Annotated in this window: 16 protein-coding genes; 11 read left to right on the top strand and 5 right to left on the bottom strand. The window is 60.5% G+C overall.

The window, feature by feature from the left end:
- Positions 1-47: 47 nt before the first annotated feature.
- The 4 genes from dxs to ACK4FZ_RS16415 all read right to left on the bottom strand — a co-directional run bounded on the left by dxs (position 48) and on the right by ACK4FZ_RS16415 (position 4,150).
- Entirely contained in the window at positions 48-1,901 is a 1,854-nt protein-coding gene (dxs, locus tag ACK4FZ_RS16430; RefSeq protein ID WP_409822775.1) for a 1-deoxy-D-xylulose-5-phosphate synthase, read from the bottom strand.
- A gap of 19 nt (positions 1,902-1,920) precedes the next feature.
- Positions 1,921-2,817 (bottom strand): polyprenyl synthetase family protein, encoded by an 897-nt coding sequence (locus ACK4FZ_RS16425; RefSeq protein WP_409822773.1) that lies wholly within the window; start codon positions 2,815-2,817, stop codon positions 1,921-1,923.
- Positions 2,807-3,040 (bottom strand): exodeoxyribonuclease VII small subunit, encoded by a 234-nt coding sequence (locus tag ACK4FZ_RS16420; protein WP_144373043.1) that lies wholly within the window; start codon positions 3,038-3,040, stop codon positions 2,807-2,809. The genes ACK4FZ_RS16425 and ACK4FZ_RS16420 overlap by 11 nt, the downstream gene beginning before the upstream one ends.
- 138 nt (positions 3,041-3,178) lie before the next feature.
- On the bottom strand, positions 3,179-4,150 hold the full coding sequence (locus ACK4FZ_RS16415) for a TerC family protein (protein ID WP_409822770.1): 972 nt from the start codon (positions 4,148-4,150) through the stop codon (positions 3,179-3,181).
- Positions 4,151-4,297: 147 nt separating this feature from the next.
- On the opposite strand from ACK4FZ_RS16415, the gene ACK4FZ_RS16410 reads away from it, so the two are divergent.
- The gene (locus ACK4FZ_RS16410) at positions 4,298-5,131 is read left to right on the top strand and encodes an SDR family oxidoreductase (protein WP_409822767.1); all 834 of its coding nucleotides are present in this window, start codon (positions 4,298-4,300) and stop codon (positions 5,129-5,131) included.
- A 170-nt stretch (positions 5,132-5,301) separates the two neighbouring features.
- On the opposite strand, the gene ACK4FZ_RS16405 is transcribed toward ACK4FZ_RS16410, so the two are convergent.
- Positions 5,302-6,519, bottom strand: a complete 1,218-nt coding sequence (locus ACK4FZ_RS16405) for a diguanylate cyclase (RefSeq protein ID WP_409822764.1) — start codon at positions 6,517-6,519, stop codon at positions 5,302-5,304.
- Positions 6,520-6,723: 204 nt separating this feature from the next.
- Between ACK4FZ_RS16405 and ACK4FZ_RS16400 the strand changes: the two genes are divergently transcribed.
- The 10 genes from ACK4FZ_RS16400 to ACK4FZ_RS16355 all read left to right on the top strand — a co-directional run bounded on the left by ACK4FZ_RS16400 (position 6,724) and on the right by ACK4FZ_RS16355 (position 18,370).
- The gene (locus ACK4FZ_RS16400; protein ID WP_409822820.1) at positions 6,724-9,540 is read left to right on the top strand and encodes a valine--tRNA ligase; all 2,817 of its coding nucleotides are present in this window, start codon (positions 6,724-6,726) and stop codon (positions 9,538-9,540) included.
- Between the two features lie 56 nt (positions 9,541-9,596).
- Positions 9,597-10,196 (top strand): DUF6338 family protein, encoded by a 600-nt coding sequence (locus ACK4FZ_RS16395; protein ID WP_409822761.1) that lies wholly within the window; start codon positions 9,597-9,599, stop codon positions 10,194-10,196.
- 165 nt (positions 10,197-10,361) lie between these two features.
- Entirely contained in the window at positions 10,362-10,841 is a 480-nt protein-coding gene (locus ACK4FZ_RS16390) for a hypothetical protein (RefSeq protein WP_409822758.1), read from the top strand.
- A 963-nt stretch (positions 10,842-11,804) separates the two neighbouring features.
- Positions 11,805-12,557, top strand: a complete 753-nt coding sequence (locus ACK4FZ_RS16385; RefSeq protein ID WP_409822755.1) for a substrate-binding periplasmic protein — start codon at positions 11,805-11,807, stop codon at positions 12,555-12,557.
- Between the two features lie 229 nt (positions 12,558-12,786).
- Positions 12,787-13,362, top strand: a complete 576-nt coding sequence (locus ACK4FZ_RS16380; RefSeq protein WP_409822752.1) for a TMEM175 family protein — start codon at positions 12,787-12,789, stop codon at positions 13,360-13,362.
- Between the two features lie 93 nt (positions 13,363-13,455).
- Entirely contained in the window at positions 13,456-14,070 is a 615-nt protein-coding gene (locus ACK4FZ_RS16375; RefSeq protein ID WP_409822749.1) for a PH domain-containing protein, read from the top strand.
- A gap of 294 nt (positions 14,071-14,364) precedes the next feature.
- Positions 14,365-15,846: a diguanylate cyclase gene (locus ACK4FZ_RS16370; protein ID WP_409822746.1), complete on the top strand. Its 1,482-nt coding sequence runs from the start codon at positions 14,365-14,367 to the stop codon at positions 15,844-15,846.
- A gap of 52 nt (positions 15,847-15,898) precedes the next feature.
- Positions 15,899-16,933 (top strand): aminopeptidase, encoded by a 1,035-nt coding sequence (locus tag ACK4FZ_RS16365; RefSeq protein WP_409822744.1) that lies wholly within the window; start codon positions 15,899-15,901, stop codon positions 16,931-16,933.
- A gap of 14 nt (positions 16,934-16,947) precedes the next feature.
- Positions 16,948-17,394 (top strand): DUF192 domain-containing protein, encoded by a 447-nt coding sequence (locus tag ACK4FZ_RS16360; protein ID WP_409822741.1) that lies wholly within the window; start codon positions 16,948-16,950, stop codon positions 17,392-17,394.
- Positions 17,395-17,482: 88 nt separating this feature from the next.
- On the top strand, positions 17,483-18,370 hold the full coding sequence (locus ACK4FZ_RS16355) for a dienelactone hydrolase family protein (protein WP_409822738.1): 888 nt from the start codon (positions 17,483-17,485) through the stop codon (positions 18,368-18,370).
- The last annotated feature ends 223 nt before the right edge of the window (positions 18,371-18,593 follow it).

Genomic DNA, 18,593 nt, shown 5'->3' with positions numbered 1-18,593 from the left:
AAAAAGGCCTGCGGCGCAGGGCGGCAGGCCTGTCGGGCAGCGGCAGGCTAGCCTGCGGCCAACCGCGTTTCGATGCTGTGCCGGATGCCGGCGGCGTCCAGGCCGCAATCGCTCAGCAGGCCGGCCGGGTCCCCATGTTCAACATAGTCATCCGGCAGGCCCAGATGCAACATCGGCACGCTGAGGCCGGCTGCCGCCAGCGCTTCGGCACAGCCGCTGCCGGCACCGCCCAGAATGGCGTTTTCTTCTACGGTCACCAGCAGGCTATGGCTGGCGGCCAGCTCGCGGATCAGCGCCTCGTCCAGCGGTTTGACAAAACGCATGTCGGCGACGGTAGCGTCCAGCGCGTCGGCCGCGGCCAGCGCCGGCTGCACCATGCTGCCGAACGCCAGAATCGCCACCTTGCCGTTACCCTGGCGGCGCAGCACGCCCTTGCCCAGCGGCAGCGCGGCCATCGCCTGTTCGATGCTGGCGCCCGGGCCGGTACCGCGCGGGTAACGCACGGCGGTGGGGGTGTCCAGGCTGAACGCGGTGTACAGCATCTGGCGGCATTCGTTTTCGTCCGACGGCGCCATTACCGTCATGTTGGGGATGCAGCGCAGGTAGGACAGGTCGAACGAGCCGGCGTGGGTAGGGCCGTCGGCGCCCACCAGGCCGGCGCGGTCGATGGCAAACACCACCGGCAGGTTCTGCAGCGCCACGTCGTGGATCAGCTGGTCGTAACCGCGTTGCAGGAAGGTGGAGTAGATCGCCACCACCGGCTTCAGCCCGTCACAGGCCATGCCGGCGGCAAAGGTCACTGCGTGCTGTTCGGCGATGGCCACGTCGAAGTAGCGGTCCGGGTGTTCTTTTTCAAAGCGCACCAGGCCGGAGCCCTCGCGCATGGCCGGGGTAATGCCCACCAGGCGCGGGTCCAGCTCGGCCATGTCGCAGATCCAGTCGCCGAACACCTGGGTGTACTGCGGCTTGCCGCCCGTCTTGCTGCCGGCCAGGCCACAGGCCGGGTCGAACTTGGTGACGCCGTGGTACTTCACCGGGTCGTTCTCGGCCAGCTTGTAGCCCTGGCCTTTCTTGGTGACGATGTGCAGGAACTGCGGGCCTTTCAGGCTCTTGATGTTCTTCAGCGTATCCACCAGCACGTCGAGGTCGTGACCGTCGATCGGGCCGATATAGTTGAAACCGAACTCTTCGAACAGCGTGCCGGGGGTAAAGAAGCCCTTCACGTGCTCTTCCATCTTGCTGGCGATGTCGCGCAGCGGCGGGGCCATGCCCAGCACCTTGTTGCTGCGTTCCTTGACGGCGGCGTAGAAGCGGCCGCTCATCAGCTTGGCCAGGTAGTTGTTGAGCGCACCCACGTTGGGCGAGATCGACATGTCGTTATCGTTCAGGATCACCAAGAGGTCGGTGTCCATCGCGCCGGCGTTGTTCAGCGCTTCGAACGCCTGGCCGGCGGTCATCGAGCCGTCGCCGATGATGGCAATGCTCTTGCGCGGCAGGTTCTGCAGCTTGGCGGCCACCGCCATGCCCAGTGCAGCACCGATGGAGGTGGACGAGTGGCCGACGCCGAAGGTGTCGTATTCGGACTCGTCGCGTTTGGGGAAGCCGGCCAGGCCGCCTTTCTGGCGCATGGTGTGCATCTGTTCGCGGCGACCGGTCAGGATCTTGTGCGGGTAGGTCTGGTGCCCCACGTCCCACACCAGGCGGTCGTCCGGCGTGTTGAACACGTAGTGCAGGGCGATGGTCAGCTCGATGCTGCCCAGGTTGGAGGCAAAGTGGCCCCCGGTCTTGCTGACCGAATCAACCAGAAAAGCGCGCAGCTCGTCTGCCAGCTGCGGCAGCTTGCTGCGGTCCAGTTTCCGCAGGTCGGCGGGACTCTGTATGGTGTCGAGCAATGTAGTCATGATCTTGCTTTTGTTATGGTCAGAACGAGCGGGCCACGATGTAGTCGGCCAGCTGTTTCAGGCGTTCGGCACGGTCGCCAAACGGCGCCAGCGCGGCCAGCGCGTCGTCGTACAGGTCGCGGGCAAACTGCTTGGCCTCGCCCAGGCCCATCAGGCTTACATAGGTAGGCTTGTCGTTGGCCGCATCCTTGCCGGCGGTCTTGCCCAGCGTGGCGGTATCGGCTTCGCAGTCCAGCACGTCGTCCACCACCTGGAAAGCCAGGCCCATGCGCTTGGCAAAGTGGTCCAGGCCGTCTTGTTCGGCGTCGCTCATCGCCTGGCCGCAGTAGGCGCCCAGCAGTACGGCGGCGCGGATCAGCGCGCCGGTTTTCAGCATGTGCATGAATTCCAGCTGCGGTTGCTCCAGCGCCTTGCCGACGCTGGCCAGGTCGATGGCCTGGCCGCCGGCCATGCCGGCGTGACCGCTGGCATGGGCCAGCAGTTTCACCATCGCCAGTTGGCGGCTGGCGTCTACGCCCGGCAGCGGGGTGGCTACCACGTCGAAGGCCAGCGTTTGCAGCGCGTCGCCCACCAGCAGGGCGGTGGCTTCGTCGTACTGCACGTGGCAGGTGGGCTTGCCGCGGCGCAGTACGTCGTCGTCCATGCACGGCATGTCGTCGTGTACCAGCGAGTAGGCGTGGATCATCTCCACGGCACAGGCCACGCGTGCCACGTTGGCCGCGTCGGCGCCGGTGAGCTCGCCGGCGGCAAACGCCAGCAGCGGGCGCACACGCTTGCCGCCTTGCAGCGTGCTGTAGCGCATGGCGTCGTGCAGCACCTGGGGTGCGCGCTCGGCGGAAGGCAGCAGTGCTTCCAGCGTGCTTTCCACGGTTTGCTGGGTGTGGGTCATCCAGCCGGTAAAGGGGTTATTGGCCATCGGTGAGGTCCAGCGGCTTGAGTTCGTCGTTTTCCAGCACGCGCAGCTGTTGTTCGGCGTCTGCCAGTTTGCCCTGGCAGAACTTGATCAGTTCGATGCCCTGCTTGTACGAGGTCAGGGCGGTATCCAGCGGCAGGTCGCCGCCTTCCATTGCCTGGATGATGTCTTCCAGCTGCGCCAGCGCGCTTTCGAAGCTGGCCTGGGCTTTGGCGGTTTTGGCCACGGCGCTTGTCCTTCTGCATCGATAAGGTTGGCCGCCATTGTAGGGGTTTTCCGCTTCGCAACAAAGCGGCAACCTGCATGACATGCACGCGATACGGCCGGCCCAAAGCAAAACCCCCGCCGGGGCGGGGGCTCGGGCTTAGCCGGCTTTCTTGGGGAACATCAGCGAAGCGATGACCGAGGCGGTAATCACGCTGAACACCACGCCCAGCGAGACCGCTACCGGGATGTGGTACACCTTGAGCAGCAACAGCTTCATGCCGATGAAAGACAGCACGATGGCCAGGCCGTAGCGCAGCAGGTGGAAGCGGTCGGCCACGTCGGCCAGCAGGAAGAACATCGCCCGCAGGCCCAGGATGGCAAAGATGTTGGACGTCAGCACGATGAACGGGTCCATGGTGACGGCGAAGATGGCCGGGATGCTATCTACAGCAAACACCACGTCCGACAGCTCGACGAACACCAGTACCACAAACATCGGGGTAGCGTAGCGCAGGCCGTTTTTCACCACGAAGAAGGCTTCACCGTGGTACTCGTCGGTCATGCGCAGGTGCTTGCGCAGGAACTTCAGCAGGCCGTTGTTGGCCAGGTCCTGCTCTTCGTCCTTTTCCGGCAGCATCATCTTCAGGCCGGTAAACAGCAGGAAGGCGCCGAACACGTACAGGATCCAGTCGAACTCTTTTACCAGCGCCGCGCCCAGGAACACCATGATGGTACGCAGGATGATGGCACCGAATACGCCGTACAGCAGCACGCGCCGTTGGTATTCCGCCGGCACCTTGAAGAAGGCAAAAATCATCAGGAACACGAAGATGTTGTCTACCGCCAGCGATTTTTCAATCACGTAGCCGGTAAAGAACTCCAGTGCTTTCTGGTTGGCAACGGCTTCGCCGTAGGCCGGGTCGGTGGCCAGGTACCACCACAGCCAGCCGCCGAAGGCACACGCCACGGCAACCCAGATGGCCGACCAAGTGGCGGCCTCCTTGATGGAGACTTTGTGCGAACCGCTCTGCTTGAGCGCCACCATATCGATGACGATCATGATCAGCACGGCCACGAAGAACACCGTGTAGAAGAAAGGCGATCCGATCGAGGGGAGGGCCTGTTCCATTATTGTGAATACTCCTTGAATGAAGGCAGTGTAAGAGATTTGTTATTATTCGCCGGTTTTGTTAATCGAAGTGTACTATCCGGCAGCGATGTACATATTGTTACACATGTCGCGTTTTGACTCGATACCCCCTTGGCAGGTTCATAAATGGTTCAAAAAAACATCCTCATCACCGGCTGCTCCAGCGGCATAGGCCTGGACGTAGCGCGTGGCCTGCAGCAGCAAGGCTGGCGCGTGTTTGCTACCGCCCGCCAAGCCGGCGACGTGGCGCGCCTGCAGGCGGATGGCTTTGCCGATGCCCTGCAGCTGGACGTAGATGATAGCGTCAGTATCCGCCACGCACTGGACGAGGTATTGCGCCGCAGTGGTGGCAAGCTGGAGGCATTGTTCAACAATGCAGGCTACGGCCAGCCCGGCGCGGTAGAAGATATCTCGCGCCCTGCCATGCGCGCACAGTTTGAAACCAACTTGTTTGGCGCCTGGGAACTCACCAACGCCGTATTGCCGGTGATGCGGCGCCAGGGCGGTGGCCGCATCCTGTTCAACAGCTCGGTACTGGGTTTTGCTGCCATGAAATACCGTGGCGCCTACAACGCCAGCAAGTACGCGATGGAAGGCCTGTGCGACACGTTGCGGCTGGAGCTGGCTGGCACCGGTATCCATGTCAGCCTGATCGAGCCGGGCCCGATCGAAAGCCGTTTCCGCCCCAATGCGCTGCAAAAGTTTCTGGCCAATGTGGACATTGACGCCAGCGCCCACCGCGACAGCTACCAGAAGCAGCTGGCACGGCTGAAGAAAGAAGGCCACGCCGCGCCTTTTACGCTGCCGGGTACGGCGGTGTTGGCGGTAGTGGAAAAAGCACTGGCTTCGCCGCGGCCGGCGGCACGCTATCGTGTTACCACGCCTACCCACGTGTTCTGGTACCTCAAACGCTTGTTACCCACGCGCTGGCTGGACTGGGTATTGAACAAGGCGGCTTGAAGCCGGACGCTGCGTGCCCATCAAAAAGCCCGCAGCATGCGGGCTTGGTCTGGCAAAAGTAGACGCCGATCATTCTGGTGCCTGAATGGGCCGGCTTGGCCTGGCCCTGTAGTGCCTTGTGCTGTGCTTGTTTTGGCTAAAAGGCAAGGCTGCGTTAGCGGGTACTGGTTTTAGTCTATGCACACCCGGTTGCGGCCTTGCTGCTTGGCTTTGTACAGGCGATCGTCAGCCAGTTTCAGTAGCGTACCAATGTCCTGCGGCCCGGCGGCGGCACCAATGCTCAGGGTAAAGCGCAATTCGCCTCTGGCTGTGGGGTAGGCCATCTGCGCTACTTGTTCGCGGAAGGCTTCCAGCTCTGCCAGCATGTCGCGTTCGTGTCCGGCTTGCAGCATGATGACGAACTCTTCGCCGCCAAAGCGCGCGATATGCTTACCCATGAAGCGGCCGTACAGCAGATCGGCCAGCAGTTTCAACGCCAGGTCGCCCATGTCGTGGCCAAACTGGTCGTTGATGGCCTTGAAGTGGTCGATGTCTACCATGGCCACGCCAAACGGCCGCGTTTGTTTCAGCACGTTTTCGAAGAAGAAGCGGCGGTTGGGCAGGCCGGTCAGCGGGTCTTCATGCGCGGCGCGCGACAGGGCGCGCAGGTTTTCCACGAACTCGATGTTGCGGGTAACGCGGCAGAAAAACTCCTCGTGGTTGAAGGGCTTGTTCAGGTAGTCGTCGGCCCCGGCTTTGATGAAGCGGGCGGTCATGGCCGGGTCCTGGCTGCCGGAAACACCGATGATGGCCAGTTCGTCATTGCTGCGAAAGCGGCGGATTTCGCTCACCATCACCACGCCACTCTTGCCGGGCATGTCGTGGTCGGACAGCACCAGGCGGATACTGGGGTCGTCGCGCAGCATGCGCAGCGCGGTATCGGCCTCCGACGCCTCCAGCACTTCGTAGCGATGGCGCTGCAGCAACTGGCGCAGATAGCTGCGGATGGTAGAGGAGTCATCCACTACCAGCACGCGGATGCCGGGGTTGGCCTGGATGCGGCGCACCATCTTGATGGTGTACTCGAAGGCAGCCGGCGTGTCTTTGGGTACGTAGTCCACTACCGGTTGCAGCAGTACCTTCTCCCGCGTTTCCATATCGCTGCGTGCAGTCAGCACAATGGTGGGGATCTTGTGCTGCAGTACCAGCGGCAATGCCTCGCCGTCTGCTGCGTCGGGCAGGCTATAGTCCAGCACGCAGGCCATGAAATCGGTACTTTGCTGCAAAATGGCAGCGACTTCCTGCTTGGTGGTAGCGCACACCACGCCGAACCCGTCATTTTCGATGATGCGCTGCATGGTGCGCAGGACGGCGGTGTTGTCTTCCACCAGTAAAATGGTATTGCTCATGCTAGTTCTGCCAGCTCCGTTACCCTGTGTGGCGGGCATGCTTTGTTTGGGTGGTTGTGCATATATACACGGCTTTGGCGACTGTTGCCGCATCCATTACTGCTTCTGAAACTGCTCGATAGAGTCAGGCAGGACGCAGTGCAGCAGATCGGTTTATAATTTCAGCCATTTTTGCCTCACTCAGACCGAATTCACACCATGACCATGGAACTTGCCAAAAGCTACGAGCCGGGCGACATCGAACGTCGCTGGTACGATCAATGGGAACAGTCCGGCTACTTCAAGCCGCATATGGACACCACCAAGCCGTCCTTTGCCATCCAGCTGCCGCCGCCCAACGTCACCGGTACGCTGCACATGGGCCACGCCTTCAACCAGACCATCATGGATGGCCTGACCCGCTACTACCGCATGAAAGGCGACAACACGGTGTGGATTCCGGGTACCGACCACGCCGGTATCGCCACCCAGATCGTGGTAGAGCGCCAGCTGGCCGAGCAGGGCATCAGCCGCTTCGACCTGGGCCGCGACGCCTTTACCGCCAAGGTATGGGAATGGAAAGAAAAATCCGGCGGCACCATTACCAGCCAGATGCGCCGCGTCGGCTGCTCGGTAGACTGGACCCGTGAATACTTCACCATGGACGACGTGCGCGCCGACGTGGTGACCGAAGTTTTCGTGCGCCTGTACGAGCAAGGCCTGATCTACCGTGGCAAGCGCCTGTCCAACTGGGACGCCAAGCTGGGCACCGCCATCTCCGACCTCGAAGTAGTTTCCGAGGAAGAAGACGGCCACATGTGGCACATCAAATACCCGGTAGTGGGTAGCGACGAGTTCATCACCGTGGCCACCACCCGTCCGGAAACGCTGCTCGGCGACGTGGCCGTGGCGGTAAACCCCACCGACGAACGCTTTGCCCACCTGGTAGGCAAACTGGTCGAGCTGCCGCTTACCGGCCGCCAGATTCCGGTGATTGCCGACGAGTACGTCGATAAAGAATTCGGCACCGGCTTCGTCAAGATCACCCCGGCCCACGACTTCAACGACTACGAAGTCGGCAAGCGCCACAGCACCCAGCTGATCAACGTGATGAGCCTGGACGCCACCATCCTGGCCAAAGCGCAAGTATTCGGCTTTGACGGCAGCGCCCAGGGCAGCATCGAGCTGCCGGCCGCTTACGCCGGCCTCTCCACCGCCGACGCGCGCAAGGCCATGCTGAAAGACCTGGAAGCCCAGGGCCTGCTGCTGGAAACCAAACCGCACAAACTGATGGTGCCGCGCGGCGACCGTACCGGTACCGTGATCGAGCCGCTGCTCACCGACCAATGGTTCGTGGCCATGAGCAAAGTGGGTGACGGCGACGCCACCGGCCAATCCATCGCCCAGAAAGCCATCGACGCCGTGGCCAGCGGCGAAGTGCGCTTCATCCCGGAAAACTGGGTCAACACCTACAACCAGTGGATGAACAACATCCAGGACTGGTGTATCAGCCGCCAGCTGTGGTGGGGCCACCAGATTCCGGCCTGGTACGACGAAGACGGCAACATCTACGTTGGCCGCACCGAAGCCGAAGCCCAGGCCAAAGCCCCGGGCAAGACCCTGCGCCGCGAACAGGACGTACTGGACACCTGGTTCAGCTCCGCGCTGGTGCCGTTCTCCACCTTGGGTTGGCCGCAAGACACACCAGACCTGAAGGCTTTTGTTACCAGCAACGTGCTGGTGACCGGCTACGAAATCATCTTCTTCTGGGTTGCCCGAATGATCATGATGACCAAGCACTTCACCGGCAAGGTGCCGTTCCGTGACGTTTACATCCACGGCATGGTGCGCGACCACGAAGGCAAGAAGATGTCGAAGTCGGAAGGCAACGTCATCGACCCGGTCGACCTGATCGACGGCATCGCGCTGGGCCCGCTGGTAGAAAAACGTACCACCGGCCTGCGCCGCCCGGAAAAAGCCCCGGCCATCGCCAAAGCCACCGAAAAGCTGTTCCCGGACGGCATTCCCGCCTACGGTACCGACGCGCTGCGCTTCACCATGGCCAGCTACGCCACGCTGGGCCGCTCGGTGAACTTCGACTTCAAACGCGCCGAAGGCTACCGCAACTTCTGCAACAAGCTGTGGAACGCCACCCGCTTCGTGATGATGAACGTGGAAGGCAAAGACTGCGGCCAGGACGAAACCCTGCCGCTGGAATACAGCTTTGTCGACCAGTGGATCATCGGCCGCCTGCAGCAAGCCGAAGCCGACGTCACCAACGCGCTGGAAACCTACCGCTTCGACCTGGCCGCCCAGGTGATCTACGAATTCATCTGGAACGAGTACTGCGACTGGTACGTCGAGCTGGCCAAGGTACAGCTGCAAAACGGTAACGAAGCGCAGCAGCGTGCCACCCGCCGCACCATCGTGCGCGTGCTGGAAGTGGCGCTGCGCCTCACCCACCCGCTGATGCCGTTCATCACCGAAGAACTGTGGCAAACCGTGGCCCCGCTGGCCAACGCCAAGCACACCGACAGCATCATGCTGGCGCAGTGGCCTGTTGCCGTGCCGGAGAAGATCAATGCCGCCGCCAACGCGCGCATGGATGCCTTCAAGGACATGGTGAACGCCGTGCGCAACCTGCGCGGCGAAATGGGCATCGGCCCGGCGGTAAAAGCGCCGCTGTTCATCGAAACCGCCGACGCCTCGGTGGCCGACTTTGTGCCCTACCTGAAGCTGCTGGCCCGCCTGACCGAAGGCAGCATCGTGGCCGCACTGCCGGCCGACGACGCCCCGGTGGCCATGTCCGGCGACGCCCGCCTGATGCTGAAGGTGGAAGTGGACAAAGCCGCCGAAACCGCCCGCCTTACCAAAGAGCAGGGCAAGGTGGAAGCGGAGCTGGCCAAGCTCACCGCCAAACTGGAGAAACCGGGCTACATCGATAAAGCCCCGGCGCACCTGGTAGAGCGCGACAAGGCGCAGCTGGCCGAGCTGAATGACAAGCTGGACAAGATCAAGGTGCAGCTCGCCAAGTTGGCTTGATAACGCATTGTCATCCGTGATAAAACCCCTGTCATCGATGGTGACGGGGGTTTTTAATGAGTGAAATTAAAGAAATTCTGCCTTTTTTTCAGTATTTGATAAATGGGTTTGTTGCTGCATGGATATTTCATGGGCTAACTTCTTACAAAATAGACTCTCCTTTTGAGAGAATTGTCCATGCTCTTATTTTGACATCGGTTGTTTCGTTTTTTGTCTTTTGCCTAAAATCTGTATTTTTTTGGATTGGTGACGAAGTCTACTCCTTTGGGTTGTGGAATAATTCGGCAAACTCTAGTTTCAATTTTTTGATTGCTGTTTTTTCTGGTTTGTTTCTTTCGTATTCGGCAAATAATGATTTGATGCATACTTTTCTAAGGAGAATAAACATAACCAGAGAGACATCTTTCCCGTCGGAGTGGTATGGATCTTTTGCGGATCAAGATGTTGAAGCCTATGTTATATTGCATTTAGATGATGGGCGTAGGGTGATGGGGTATCCTAGAGAGTGGCCATCGCAAGCAAAATCAGGGCATTTTGTTTTGAACGATATTTCATGGTTGGGTGATGGCGAGCAAATGGTTCTGTCACAAGTGGATAAATTTCTTGTGCCCGTCGAGAAAGTTGTTTATGTCGAGTTTTTGAAGTATGAGGTGTAATCATGAGTAGAAAGTTACCTAGTCCTCCTCCTCCAACTATGGCGCAGGATGGGGTTTCTAAAGGTTTTTCAAAGAACCCTATGCCTAATCCCAATTTGAAGAGGCCAAATCCTACTCCCCCTCCGCCTCCGGTAAAAAAATAGCCCGTAGGTTGGGCTGAATGAAATGAAGCCCAACGTTTACCGCGCCTCGCAGGGTTGGCCGCATGCCGTCACGGTATCGCTGCCAACCTTTTTGTTTTGCGTGCCGCTGCGCAGCGCGATTGCCTGCCGCTTTCCTCACGGCGGCGGGTTTGTAGTGCGTAGCCCGGATAAGCCAACGGCGCATCCGGGGTTGGTTATTATCTGGTACGCGGTGGTTGGAAGTATTCCCCGGATGCGGCTGCGCCTTATCTGGGCTACGCTCCGAATCCCCACGGTTGCCACGCCCCGCAAGGTTGGCCACATGCCTTTATGGTATTGCGGTCAACCTTTTTGTTTGGTGTGCCGCTACGCGGCGTGGTTTTCTGCCGCTTTCCGCGCGGCGGCGGGGTACTTTCTTTTGCGTCGCCAAAAGAAAGTACCCAAAGAAAAGGCGACCCGGGGCTGCTCGAAACCCCGTGCCAAACGGCCCGCCCCAGGCGCCGCCGAACTCGCCCCTTGCTAACGGCGCGGGGCTCAAACAAATCGGCGTCTTAAAACCTGGGGCAAACCGTTTTGCCCGGCTCGCGCCAACGGGATGGGGCGGCGCCGGTGCGGTAGTGGTTTGACGTAGGGTGGGCAAAAACCGGAGGTTGTGCCCACCACGTAAATGAAGCCCAACGTTACGTTCACCGCGCCCTGTGCGGTTGGCCGCAAACATTTACGTTATTGCAGCCAACTTTGTGCTGCGACCCATGCCCCCTTGGGGAGCGCCGGTAAAAAGTCTGCCGCAAGGTTTTAAGCGGCCGATTTGTTTGAGCCCGGAGCCGTTAGCGTAGGGCGAGTTCGGCAGCGCCTTGCGGTGGGCTTTTTGCCGGGGTTTCGCGGACCACGGGGGCGAGGGGGGATGAAAGGGGGCGGCGACCCGCCCCCTTCCTGCCTGCCGGGCGGAACCGGCTGTAATCATCATCCGCGCAGCGGATTCAAGACCTGTCATGTGATTGCACGACAAAATGAAAGGTTGGCCGCATGCTGTCACGATATTGCGGCCAAACTTTTTGTTTTGTGTGCCGTTGCGCGGCGTGATTGCCTGCCGCTTTCCTCACGGCGGCGGGTTTGTAGTGCGTAGCCCGAACAATCCAACGGCGCATCCGGGGTTGGTGGTGATCTGGAACGAGGTTGCTTGATGTATTCCCCGGATGCGGCTGCGCCTTATCCGGGCTACGGTCCGAATCTCCACATTTGCTGCACCCCGCAAGGTTGGCCGCGTGCCATAACGCGGTTGCGGCCAACCTGGTATCACTCGCCACGCCCCTTGTCGTTTGTCGGGTGGAGCCTGTTGTCATCATGGTTGGCTTGCTACGTTTGCGGCAGGCAGGTGTTGCCTGCTGTACTTTGTGACGTGTTGTTTTGTCGCTTGCCCGGTGGTGATGTAATGAGGCATGCGGAATTTCGATATGATATCGATAGATGCCATTCGGGATGAACCATGCTCAAGCCTGTGTTTTTGCTGTTGCTGCTGCTGTTGCCGTTGGCACACGGGCAGGCCTTGCGCATTGCTACCGGCGAGCTGCCACCTTACGCTACGCAGGAGCGGCCGGATCAGGGGGTGGCGCTGCAGATTGTGCGGCGTGCTTTTGCGTTGGCGGGCCATACGGTGGAATACCATTTCATGCCCTGGACGCGGGCACTGGAGGAAACGGCCAATGCCCGCTGGGACGCTACCGCTTATTGGGGCTATAACCCGGCGCGTAATAGCCGCTTTCTGAGCAGTGATACCGTGCTGACCGAACAGTGGGTGTTTGTGCATCGCCGCGATATGCCTTTCGACTGGAAAGCGTTGTCCGACTTGCAGCCGTACCGCCTGGCCATTATCGCCAATTACACCTACACCCCCGAGATGTGGCGCTTGTTGCAGCAGGGCAAGCTGCAAAGCGATGCAACGCCAGATGATTTGCTGGCGCTGCGCAAGTTGCTGGCACGCCGGGTAGACGTGGTGCCGATCGAGCGCAATGTGGCTTGCTACTTGCTATCCAGGCATTTTGCGTTGGCGCAGGCCGAAAAACTGCACGCCCATCCGCGCAGGCTTACCGATCAGTTCACCACCCATTTGCTGTTGCCGCTGTCACGGCCGGGCAGTGCCGGTTTGCTGGCTGATTTTAATCGCGGCTTGCAGCAGCTTAAAGCTAGCGGTGAGCATGCGCGGTTGCTGAGAGGGGTGAGCTGCCCCAGTGGCTGGTAGCTGCCTGCCAACCGGTAGCCGCTGCTGTGTCATGGCCCACTGTGCAGTCTGTGCCGTGTGCCGGCCTGATGTGCCATGGCTAGGCCGGCGTTCGCGGCGACAAGCCGTGTTGTTGCCGCTGCCATGATTTTCTGCTGCGGGTGGCGCTGTGTCATGGCCAGGCAGTTCGTTAAAAGCAGTGCCAGCAGCTGCCTATACTGCCCTTTCTATCAACCAGGGGGGGGCAATCATGGGAAAAAACAGGCTGGAAGCCTTTAGCGATGGGGTGTTGGCCATCATCATTACCATCATGGTGCTGGAGCTGAAAGTGCCGCACAGCATTGAGTGGGCGGCATTGCTGAAGCTGTGGCCGGTGTTTGTCAGCTATTTGCTCAGTTTTATCTACGTGGGTATTTACTGGAACAATCATCACCATATGCTGCACGCCAGCCGTCAGGTTAGCGGTGTGGTGCTGTGGGCCAATCTGCACTTGTTGTTCTGGCTGTCGCTGATACCGTTTGCCAGTGGCTGGATGGGCGAGAACCACTTTGCCCCACTTACTACTGCCCTGTACGGTTTTGTCTTGCTGATGTCGGCGCTGGCTTACTGGCTGCTGGAGTGGGCGTTGTCTCGGGTGCCGCAAAATGCGTTGCTGTCGCAAGCCCTGGGGCGTGACGTCAAGGGCAAGCTGTCGCTGGTGTTGTACTTGCTGGGCATTCTGGTGGCCATGCAGTTGCCGGCGTTGGCGTGGGGTATTTACGCCGCCGTGGCGCTGATGTGGCTAGTGCCGGACCGTCGTATCGAACGGCAGTTACGCGACGCTTGATGCCCAGTCATCGGGCATAATGAGCGTGCCGGTGTGCCGTGGCGTGCCGGCTTGCTTGCCGCCCTTGCTGCGGCCAACCTTACGGAGATACCCATGTTCGGCAAACTGGCATCGGATGCACTGGGCCTGAGCGATATCGGCCGCGTCATCGCCCCGCAGGACTACCACAAGGTAGAAAGCGACGACTTCATCATGCACGAGAAGGGCGAAAAGATTTTCTTCCTGATCAAGAGCAAGACCGACGAGTACTGCTTTACCAACCTGGCCTTGCTGCATCTGGATGGTGATAGCGCTATCAGCAAGAAGCGGCTGCTCAAACGCTACGATTACTACCAGTACGATATCGAGGACGTACAGCTGGAGACGGCAGGCACCATCGATCTGGATGTTGAATTGAAGTTCATGCTGGGTGGCCATGGGTTTTCCATTGATGTGCACAAGGAGCACATCGAGCCGCTGAAGGACATCTACAAAGCACTGATCGAAATCAGCCAGCTGATGGGCGACGAGCACCGCCGTTATCAGGAGGTAAACCAGAGCCTGGACCGCGTGGTGAGCTCGCTGGCGCGCCACAGTGGTGACCATGGCGACCTGGCCAGCCAGGCGCAGGCACTCTATGGTTTTTACCACGCTACACTGGCGCAGGCTGGCAGTGCCGCGCATCGCAAGGACTACGCCGAAGTTTTCGAGCGCTTCATCCATCACTGACCGTGTGTTGATAGCAGGCAGGTCGCCGGCAAGGGGCCTGCGCGCGGGGTAACAAAGCCTGTTTGCCATGCAAGCAGGCTTTGTTTTGTAAGCGGGAATGCTGCGGATGAGGGCCTGAGCGGCGCGGTCTGGCTGGGCCGCTTGCCTGACACGCTACCCGGTAAAAAGGCTGGCGGCGTTTTATACTGTCGGTCTGGTTCAAACGTTTAACACGATGTTGCCCGGCACCTGACCGTAAGGCCGGGAAGGCTGCCCGCCCTACGCCGGTGCGGTGGTCAAGTCTATGGAAGCACAATGGAAATAAGCCGAAAACAGCGCCGGATTACTTGGCTGATTGCCGTCATCCTGCTGGCTGGCACTGCCGTTAATCTACTGATCAACTACGCTTCCAGCCGCGACAAGGTGCGGCAAGACATTATCGAGCAAGGTTTGCCGCTTACCGGCGACAATATCTATTCCGAAATCAGCAAGGATGTGGCACGGCCCATTCTGGTGTCGTCGCTGATGGCGCACGATACCTTCTTGCGCGACTGGATGATGGCCGGTGAGCAGCCGGTAACGCCGATTGCCCGCTACCTGGGCGAAATCCGCCATCGCTATCACACGTCTTCCAGTTTTGCGGTGTCGCGTGCCACGCTCAACTACTACTCACCGGCAGGTATTGCCCGTCAGGTCAACCCGGAGCAGGCAATGGACCGCTGGTTTGACGACGTGCTGAATTCGCCGCATGAGTATGTGCTGAACATCGATCATGACCAGCAAAACGGCAACAAGCTGACTGCTTTCGTCAATCACAAGGCCTACGATTACAAGCAGCGCGTGATTGCCATTGTCGGCGTGGGGCTGACCATTGAAGGCGTACGCCAAAAAATCGATCACTACGAGTCGCGTTTCGAGCGAGCTATTTCTTTGGTCAATGCCAAGGGCCAGATCATTTTGCATGGCAAGCGCAGCAAGGGGGGCACGCTACAGGATGACCCGGCACTGGCACCCATTGCCGGGCAGATCCTGCGCAATGCGGGCCAGCCGCAGATTTTCTTTGTACAGCGCCAGAATCATCACAGCATCCTGAGCGTACGCTACCTTAGCGACCTGGGGTGGTACCTGCTGGTAGAGCAGGATGAAACCGCCGAACTGTACAAGGCGCGCCAGGCCATGATGCAAAGCCTGCTGGTCAGCGGTCTGATGGCCATGGCCATCATTGGTTTGGTGTTGCTGATCAACCATCGTGGCAACCGCGATCTGGCGCGCCTGGCTACTACCGACCAATTGACTGCCTGTGCCAACCGCCATGCTTTCCAGGAGGCCTGGGCGCGACAGACGCGCTCGGCCCGGCAGCGCAACAATACGCTAGCGTTGGTGATGCTGGATATTGACCACTTCAAGCAGATAAATGATCAGCTAGGGCACCTCGCCGGCGATGCCGTACTGGTGGCGGTGGCCAGCCTGTTGCGGCAGCAGGCGCGGCCCAGCGACTATCTGGTGCGCTGGGGGGGCGAAGAGTTTGTCATCCTGGTAAACGGGGCCGAACGCGAGGCGCTGGGCCGTCACCTGGAGGCCTTGCGACAGCAAATTGCCGCCATGCCCTTGCCGGTGGCCAAGCAGCACGTACGGGTGACGGTCAGCATGGGGGTCGCGATGTTTCAAGCGGGCCTGGGGCTGGACGCGGTGGCCGCCCGGGCGGATGCAGCGCTCTATCAGGCCAAGCTGAACGGGCGCAATAACGTGGTATTCCATGCCGATGCCAGCAGCGATACCAACGAGACGCTGGCCTGACGCTATGCTGGCAAACTATCATCAGCCATGACTGACGCGGAGTGTGATTGACATGTTTCGATACCTTGCCACGGCAGCTTGCGTGCTGGCGGCCAACCTTGCCTGGGGGGCAGACACGGCCCCGCCAGGCGAGCGTGCTGTGCGCGAGATGCGCTACATCGCCAGCCAGTTTGCCGGCCGTCTGGCAGGTTCTGACCGCGATTTTGCCGCGTCGGAGTACCTGTATCTGCAACTGGCTAGCCTGGGCTACCACGCCACGTTCCAGCCATTCGATACCGAATACCAATACGTATTTGCCAATAACGTGCGCCAGAAGCGGCTGTTGTCCAGCCGAAACGTGGTAGCGGTCAAACCCGGTCGCAGCGGCAAGGTGATCGTGGTGGGTGCCCACCTTGATACTGCGACCACGCAGCGCGAAATCCACGAAGGTGTGTTTGGCGGGCCAGAGCTGCAAGGCCTGGACGATAACGCCTCCGGTCTGGGGGTGCTGCTGGAGCTGGCGCGCAGCGTGGCCGAGCTGCCTGCCGAGCATACGCTGGTGTTTATCGGTTTCGGTGCCGAAGAGCTGGGTCGCAAGGGCTCGCAAGCTTATCTGGCCAGCCTGACGCCGGCACAGCGCGCCAATATCCTGTTGATGATCAATCTGGACAGCCTGCTCACCGGCGATCAGCTTTATTTTACTGCTGGCAAGCAGACCACGGCGGCCAACCCTGCTGCCGGTGCCGCCCGCGACCGGGCACTGGCGCTGGCGACAAGCCTGGGCATTGCCGCCGCTACCAACCCGGGGCGCCACCCCGACTACCCGGCCGGTACCGGCTGCTGTTCCGATCAGGAAACCTTCGACCAGGCTGGTATTCCGGTGCTGGCACTGGAAGCTACCAGCTGGACGCTGGGGCAGGGGGATGGCTATACCCAGACCAGCCTGCCCGGCATACCCGGCGGCAGTGCCTGGCACCGGCCCGATATCGATAACCTGACGAAGTTGCCGGCCCTGCTGCCACCAGGCCGCATCGAACAGCGTGCTCGCGACAGCGTCAAGGTGCTGATGTCGCTGCTACGCGAACTGGCTGGCGTGGCAGCCCCCTGATACGGAGCCACACTGTGCGCCTGCTGATACTGTTCCTTGCGTTCTGCCCTGTGCTGCTGTCTGCACAGCAGCCCGCTGCTGACCCCGCGCCGCTGCCACGCCACTGTGAGGTGCAGTTCGATAACGGGCGTCAATTGGCCGCAGTGCCCTTGGCCGACAGTGAGGCCTTGCGTATGCACGGTCTGTCCAAACGGCACGACGTCTCGTCCGGCATGTGGTTTGCCTTCGAGCAGCCGCAACTGCTGCGCTTCTGGATGCGTGATACCTGGCAGCCGCTGTCGATTGGCTTTATTGATGAGCAGGGCGAGGTGTTCCAGATCGTGGACATGACGCCGATGTCGCTGGACGTGCACCAGTCGTCACGCCCAGGCGTGGCAGCGCTGGAGCTGCCGCAAGGCGGCTTTGCCACACTGGGGGTGACGCCCGGTATGCGCGTGGCCTTAACACACTGTTCGCCATAAGCCCACTGGGCGACGGAATTTTGCTTTGTCGGGCCGGTCCGAATCGCTTGCTGTCATGTCAGAACGATCATCCACCAGGGAGTCCACCATGCAATCAAAGCCAGCCGCACCGGCTGTCAGCCAGGACATCATCCAGCTGTACGATGAATACACCCACGCACCGCTATCGCGGCGCGATTTTTTCCAGCGCCTGACGCGGCTGGCCGGTGGCACCGCTGCCGCCTACGCCATTCTGCCGCTGCTGGAAAACAACTATGCCCAAGCGCAGCAGGTGGCCGCCGGCGACAGCCGCCTGCAAGCCGCCGACACCGTGTTCGGCCGCCTTGGCGACGCCAGCCTCAACGGCTACCGCGTACAGCCTGCCCATGCTGACGTGCGCCAGCTACCGGCAGTGATCGTCATTCACGAGAATCGCGGCCTCAACCCGCACATCCGCGACGTGGCTCGCCGCCTGGCGCTGGAGGGCTTTGTGGTGCTGGCGCCGGATTATCTGTCTACCAAGGGTGGTACGCCGGCGGACGAAGACAAGGCGCGCGAGATGTTCGGCAGCCTGGACGCGGCGCTGTCGCGCGATGTGTCGCTGGCGGCGCTGGCCTATCTGCAGGCGCAGGGCAACGGCAAAGTGGGCGCGGTGGGCTTCTGCTGGGGCGGCGGCCAGGTGGGGCAGCTGGCGGTGCATGCGCCGGCGCTGGGGGCCGGGGTGGTGTACTACGGTTCACAGCCTGCCGCTGCCGACGTGCCGCGCATCAAGGCACCGCTGCTGCTGCATTATGCCGCGCTGGACGAGCGCATCAATGCCGGCATTCCGGCGTTCGAGGACGCACTGAAAGCAGCCGGTACCCGCTACACGCTGCAGCTGTACCCGGGCGTCAACCACGCGTTCAACAACGATACCAACGCCGCCCGTTACGACAAGGCCGCCGCCGAGCTGGCCTGGGGCCGTACCGTGGCCTTCTTGCGCCAGCAGCTGGCGTAAGGCGTTGTTGCTAGCGTCTAACAGCAAGGCCGCTGCAACGCAGCGGCCTTGCTGTTTTGCCTGCGGCCAACGTCCGGGCAGACAAAAGCCCCCGCTCTGGCATAATGCCAGTCAGTTAAGACTTGCGACTGCAAATCCAGTAAAAGGGAACATGTTCATCATGTTCCCTTTTTTGCTGTATGAGCCTGCTACAACACGCATTAAATGACACGCTGCCACACAC

This window comes from Vogesella sp. (assembly GCF_046297735.1).
Classification (GTDB): Bacteria; Pseudomonadota; Gammaproteobacteria; order Burkholderiales; family Chromobacteriaceae; genus Vogesella; species Vogesella urethralis.
This window is presented reverse-complemented; position numbering and strand designations above follow the sequence as displayed.

What these genes read in the sequence shown, in the direction of transcription:
- dxs (WP_409822775.1), bottom strand. Translation starts at nt 1,901, where the DNA reads ATGACTACATTGCTCGACACCATACAGAGTCCCGCCGACCTGCGGAAA.
- ACK4FZ_RS16370 (WP_409822746.1), top strand. Translation starts at nt 14,365, where the DNA reads ATGGAAATAAGCCGAAAACAGCGCCGGATTACTTGGCTGATTGCCGTC.
- ACK4FZ_RS16405 (WP_409822764.1), bottom strand. Translation starts at nt 6,519, where the DNA reads ATGAGCAATACCATTTTACTGGTGGAAGACAACACCGCCGTCCTGCGC.
- ACK4FZ_RS16425 (WP_409822773.1), bottom strand. Translation starts at nt 2,817, where the DNA reads ATGGCCAATAACCCCTTTACCGGCTGGATGACCCACACCCAGCAAACC.
- ACK4FZ_RS16375 (WP_409822749.1), top strand. Translation starts at nt 13,456, where the DNA reads ATGTTCGGCAAACTGGCATCGGATGCACTGGGCCTGAGCGATATCGGC.
- ACK4FZ_RS16395 (WP_409822761.1), top strand. Translation starts at nt 9,597, where the DNA reads ATGAGTGAAATTAAAGAAATTCTGCCTTTTTTTCAGTATTTGATAAAT.
- ACK4FZ_RS16415 (WP_409822770.1), bottom strand. Translation starts at nt 4,150, where the DNA reads ATGGAACAGGCCCTCCCCTCGATCGGATCGCCTTTCTTCTACACGGTG.
- ACK4FZ_RS16410 (WP_409822767.1), top strand. Translation starts at nt 4,298, where the DNA reads ATGGTTCAAAAAAACATCCTCATCACCGGCTGCTCCAGCGGCATAGGC.
- ACK4FZ_RS16365 (WP_409822744.1), top strand. Translation starts at nt 15,899, where the DNA reads ATGTTTCGATACCTTGCCACGGCAGCTTGCGTGCTGGCGGCCAACCTT.
- ACK4FZ_RS16355 (WP_409822738.1), top strand. Translation starts at nt 17,483, where the DNA reads ATGCAATCAAAGCCAGCCGCACCGGCTGTCAGCCAGGACATCATCCAG.
- ACK4FZ_RS16385 (WP_409822755.1), top strand. Translation starts at nt 11,805, where the DNA reads ATGCTCAAGCCTGTGTTTTTGCTGTTGCTGCTGCTGTTGCCGTTGGCA.
- ACK4FZ_RS16390 (WP_409822758.1), top strand. Translation starts at nt 10,362, where the DNA reads ATGAAGCCCAACGTTTACCGCGCCTCGCAGGGTTGGCCGCATGCCGTC.
- ACK4FZ_RS16400 (WP_409822820.1), top strand. Translation starts at nt 6,724, where the DNA reads ATGGAACTTGCCAAAAGCTACGAGCCGGGCGACATCGAACGTCGCTGG.
- ACK4FZ_RS16380 (WP_409822752.1), top strand. Translation starts at nt 12,787, where the DNA reads ATGGGAAAAAACAGGCTGGAAGCCTTTAGCGATGGGGTGTTGGCCATC.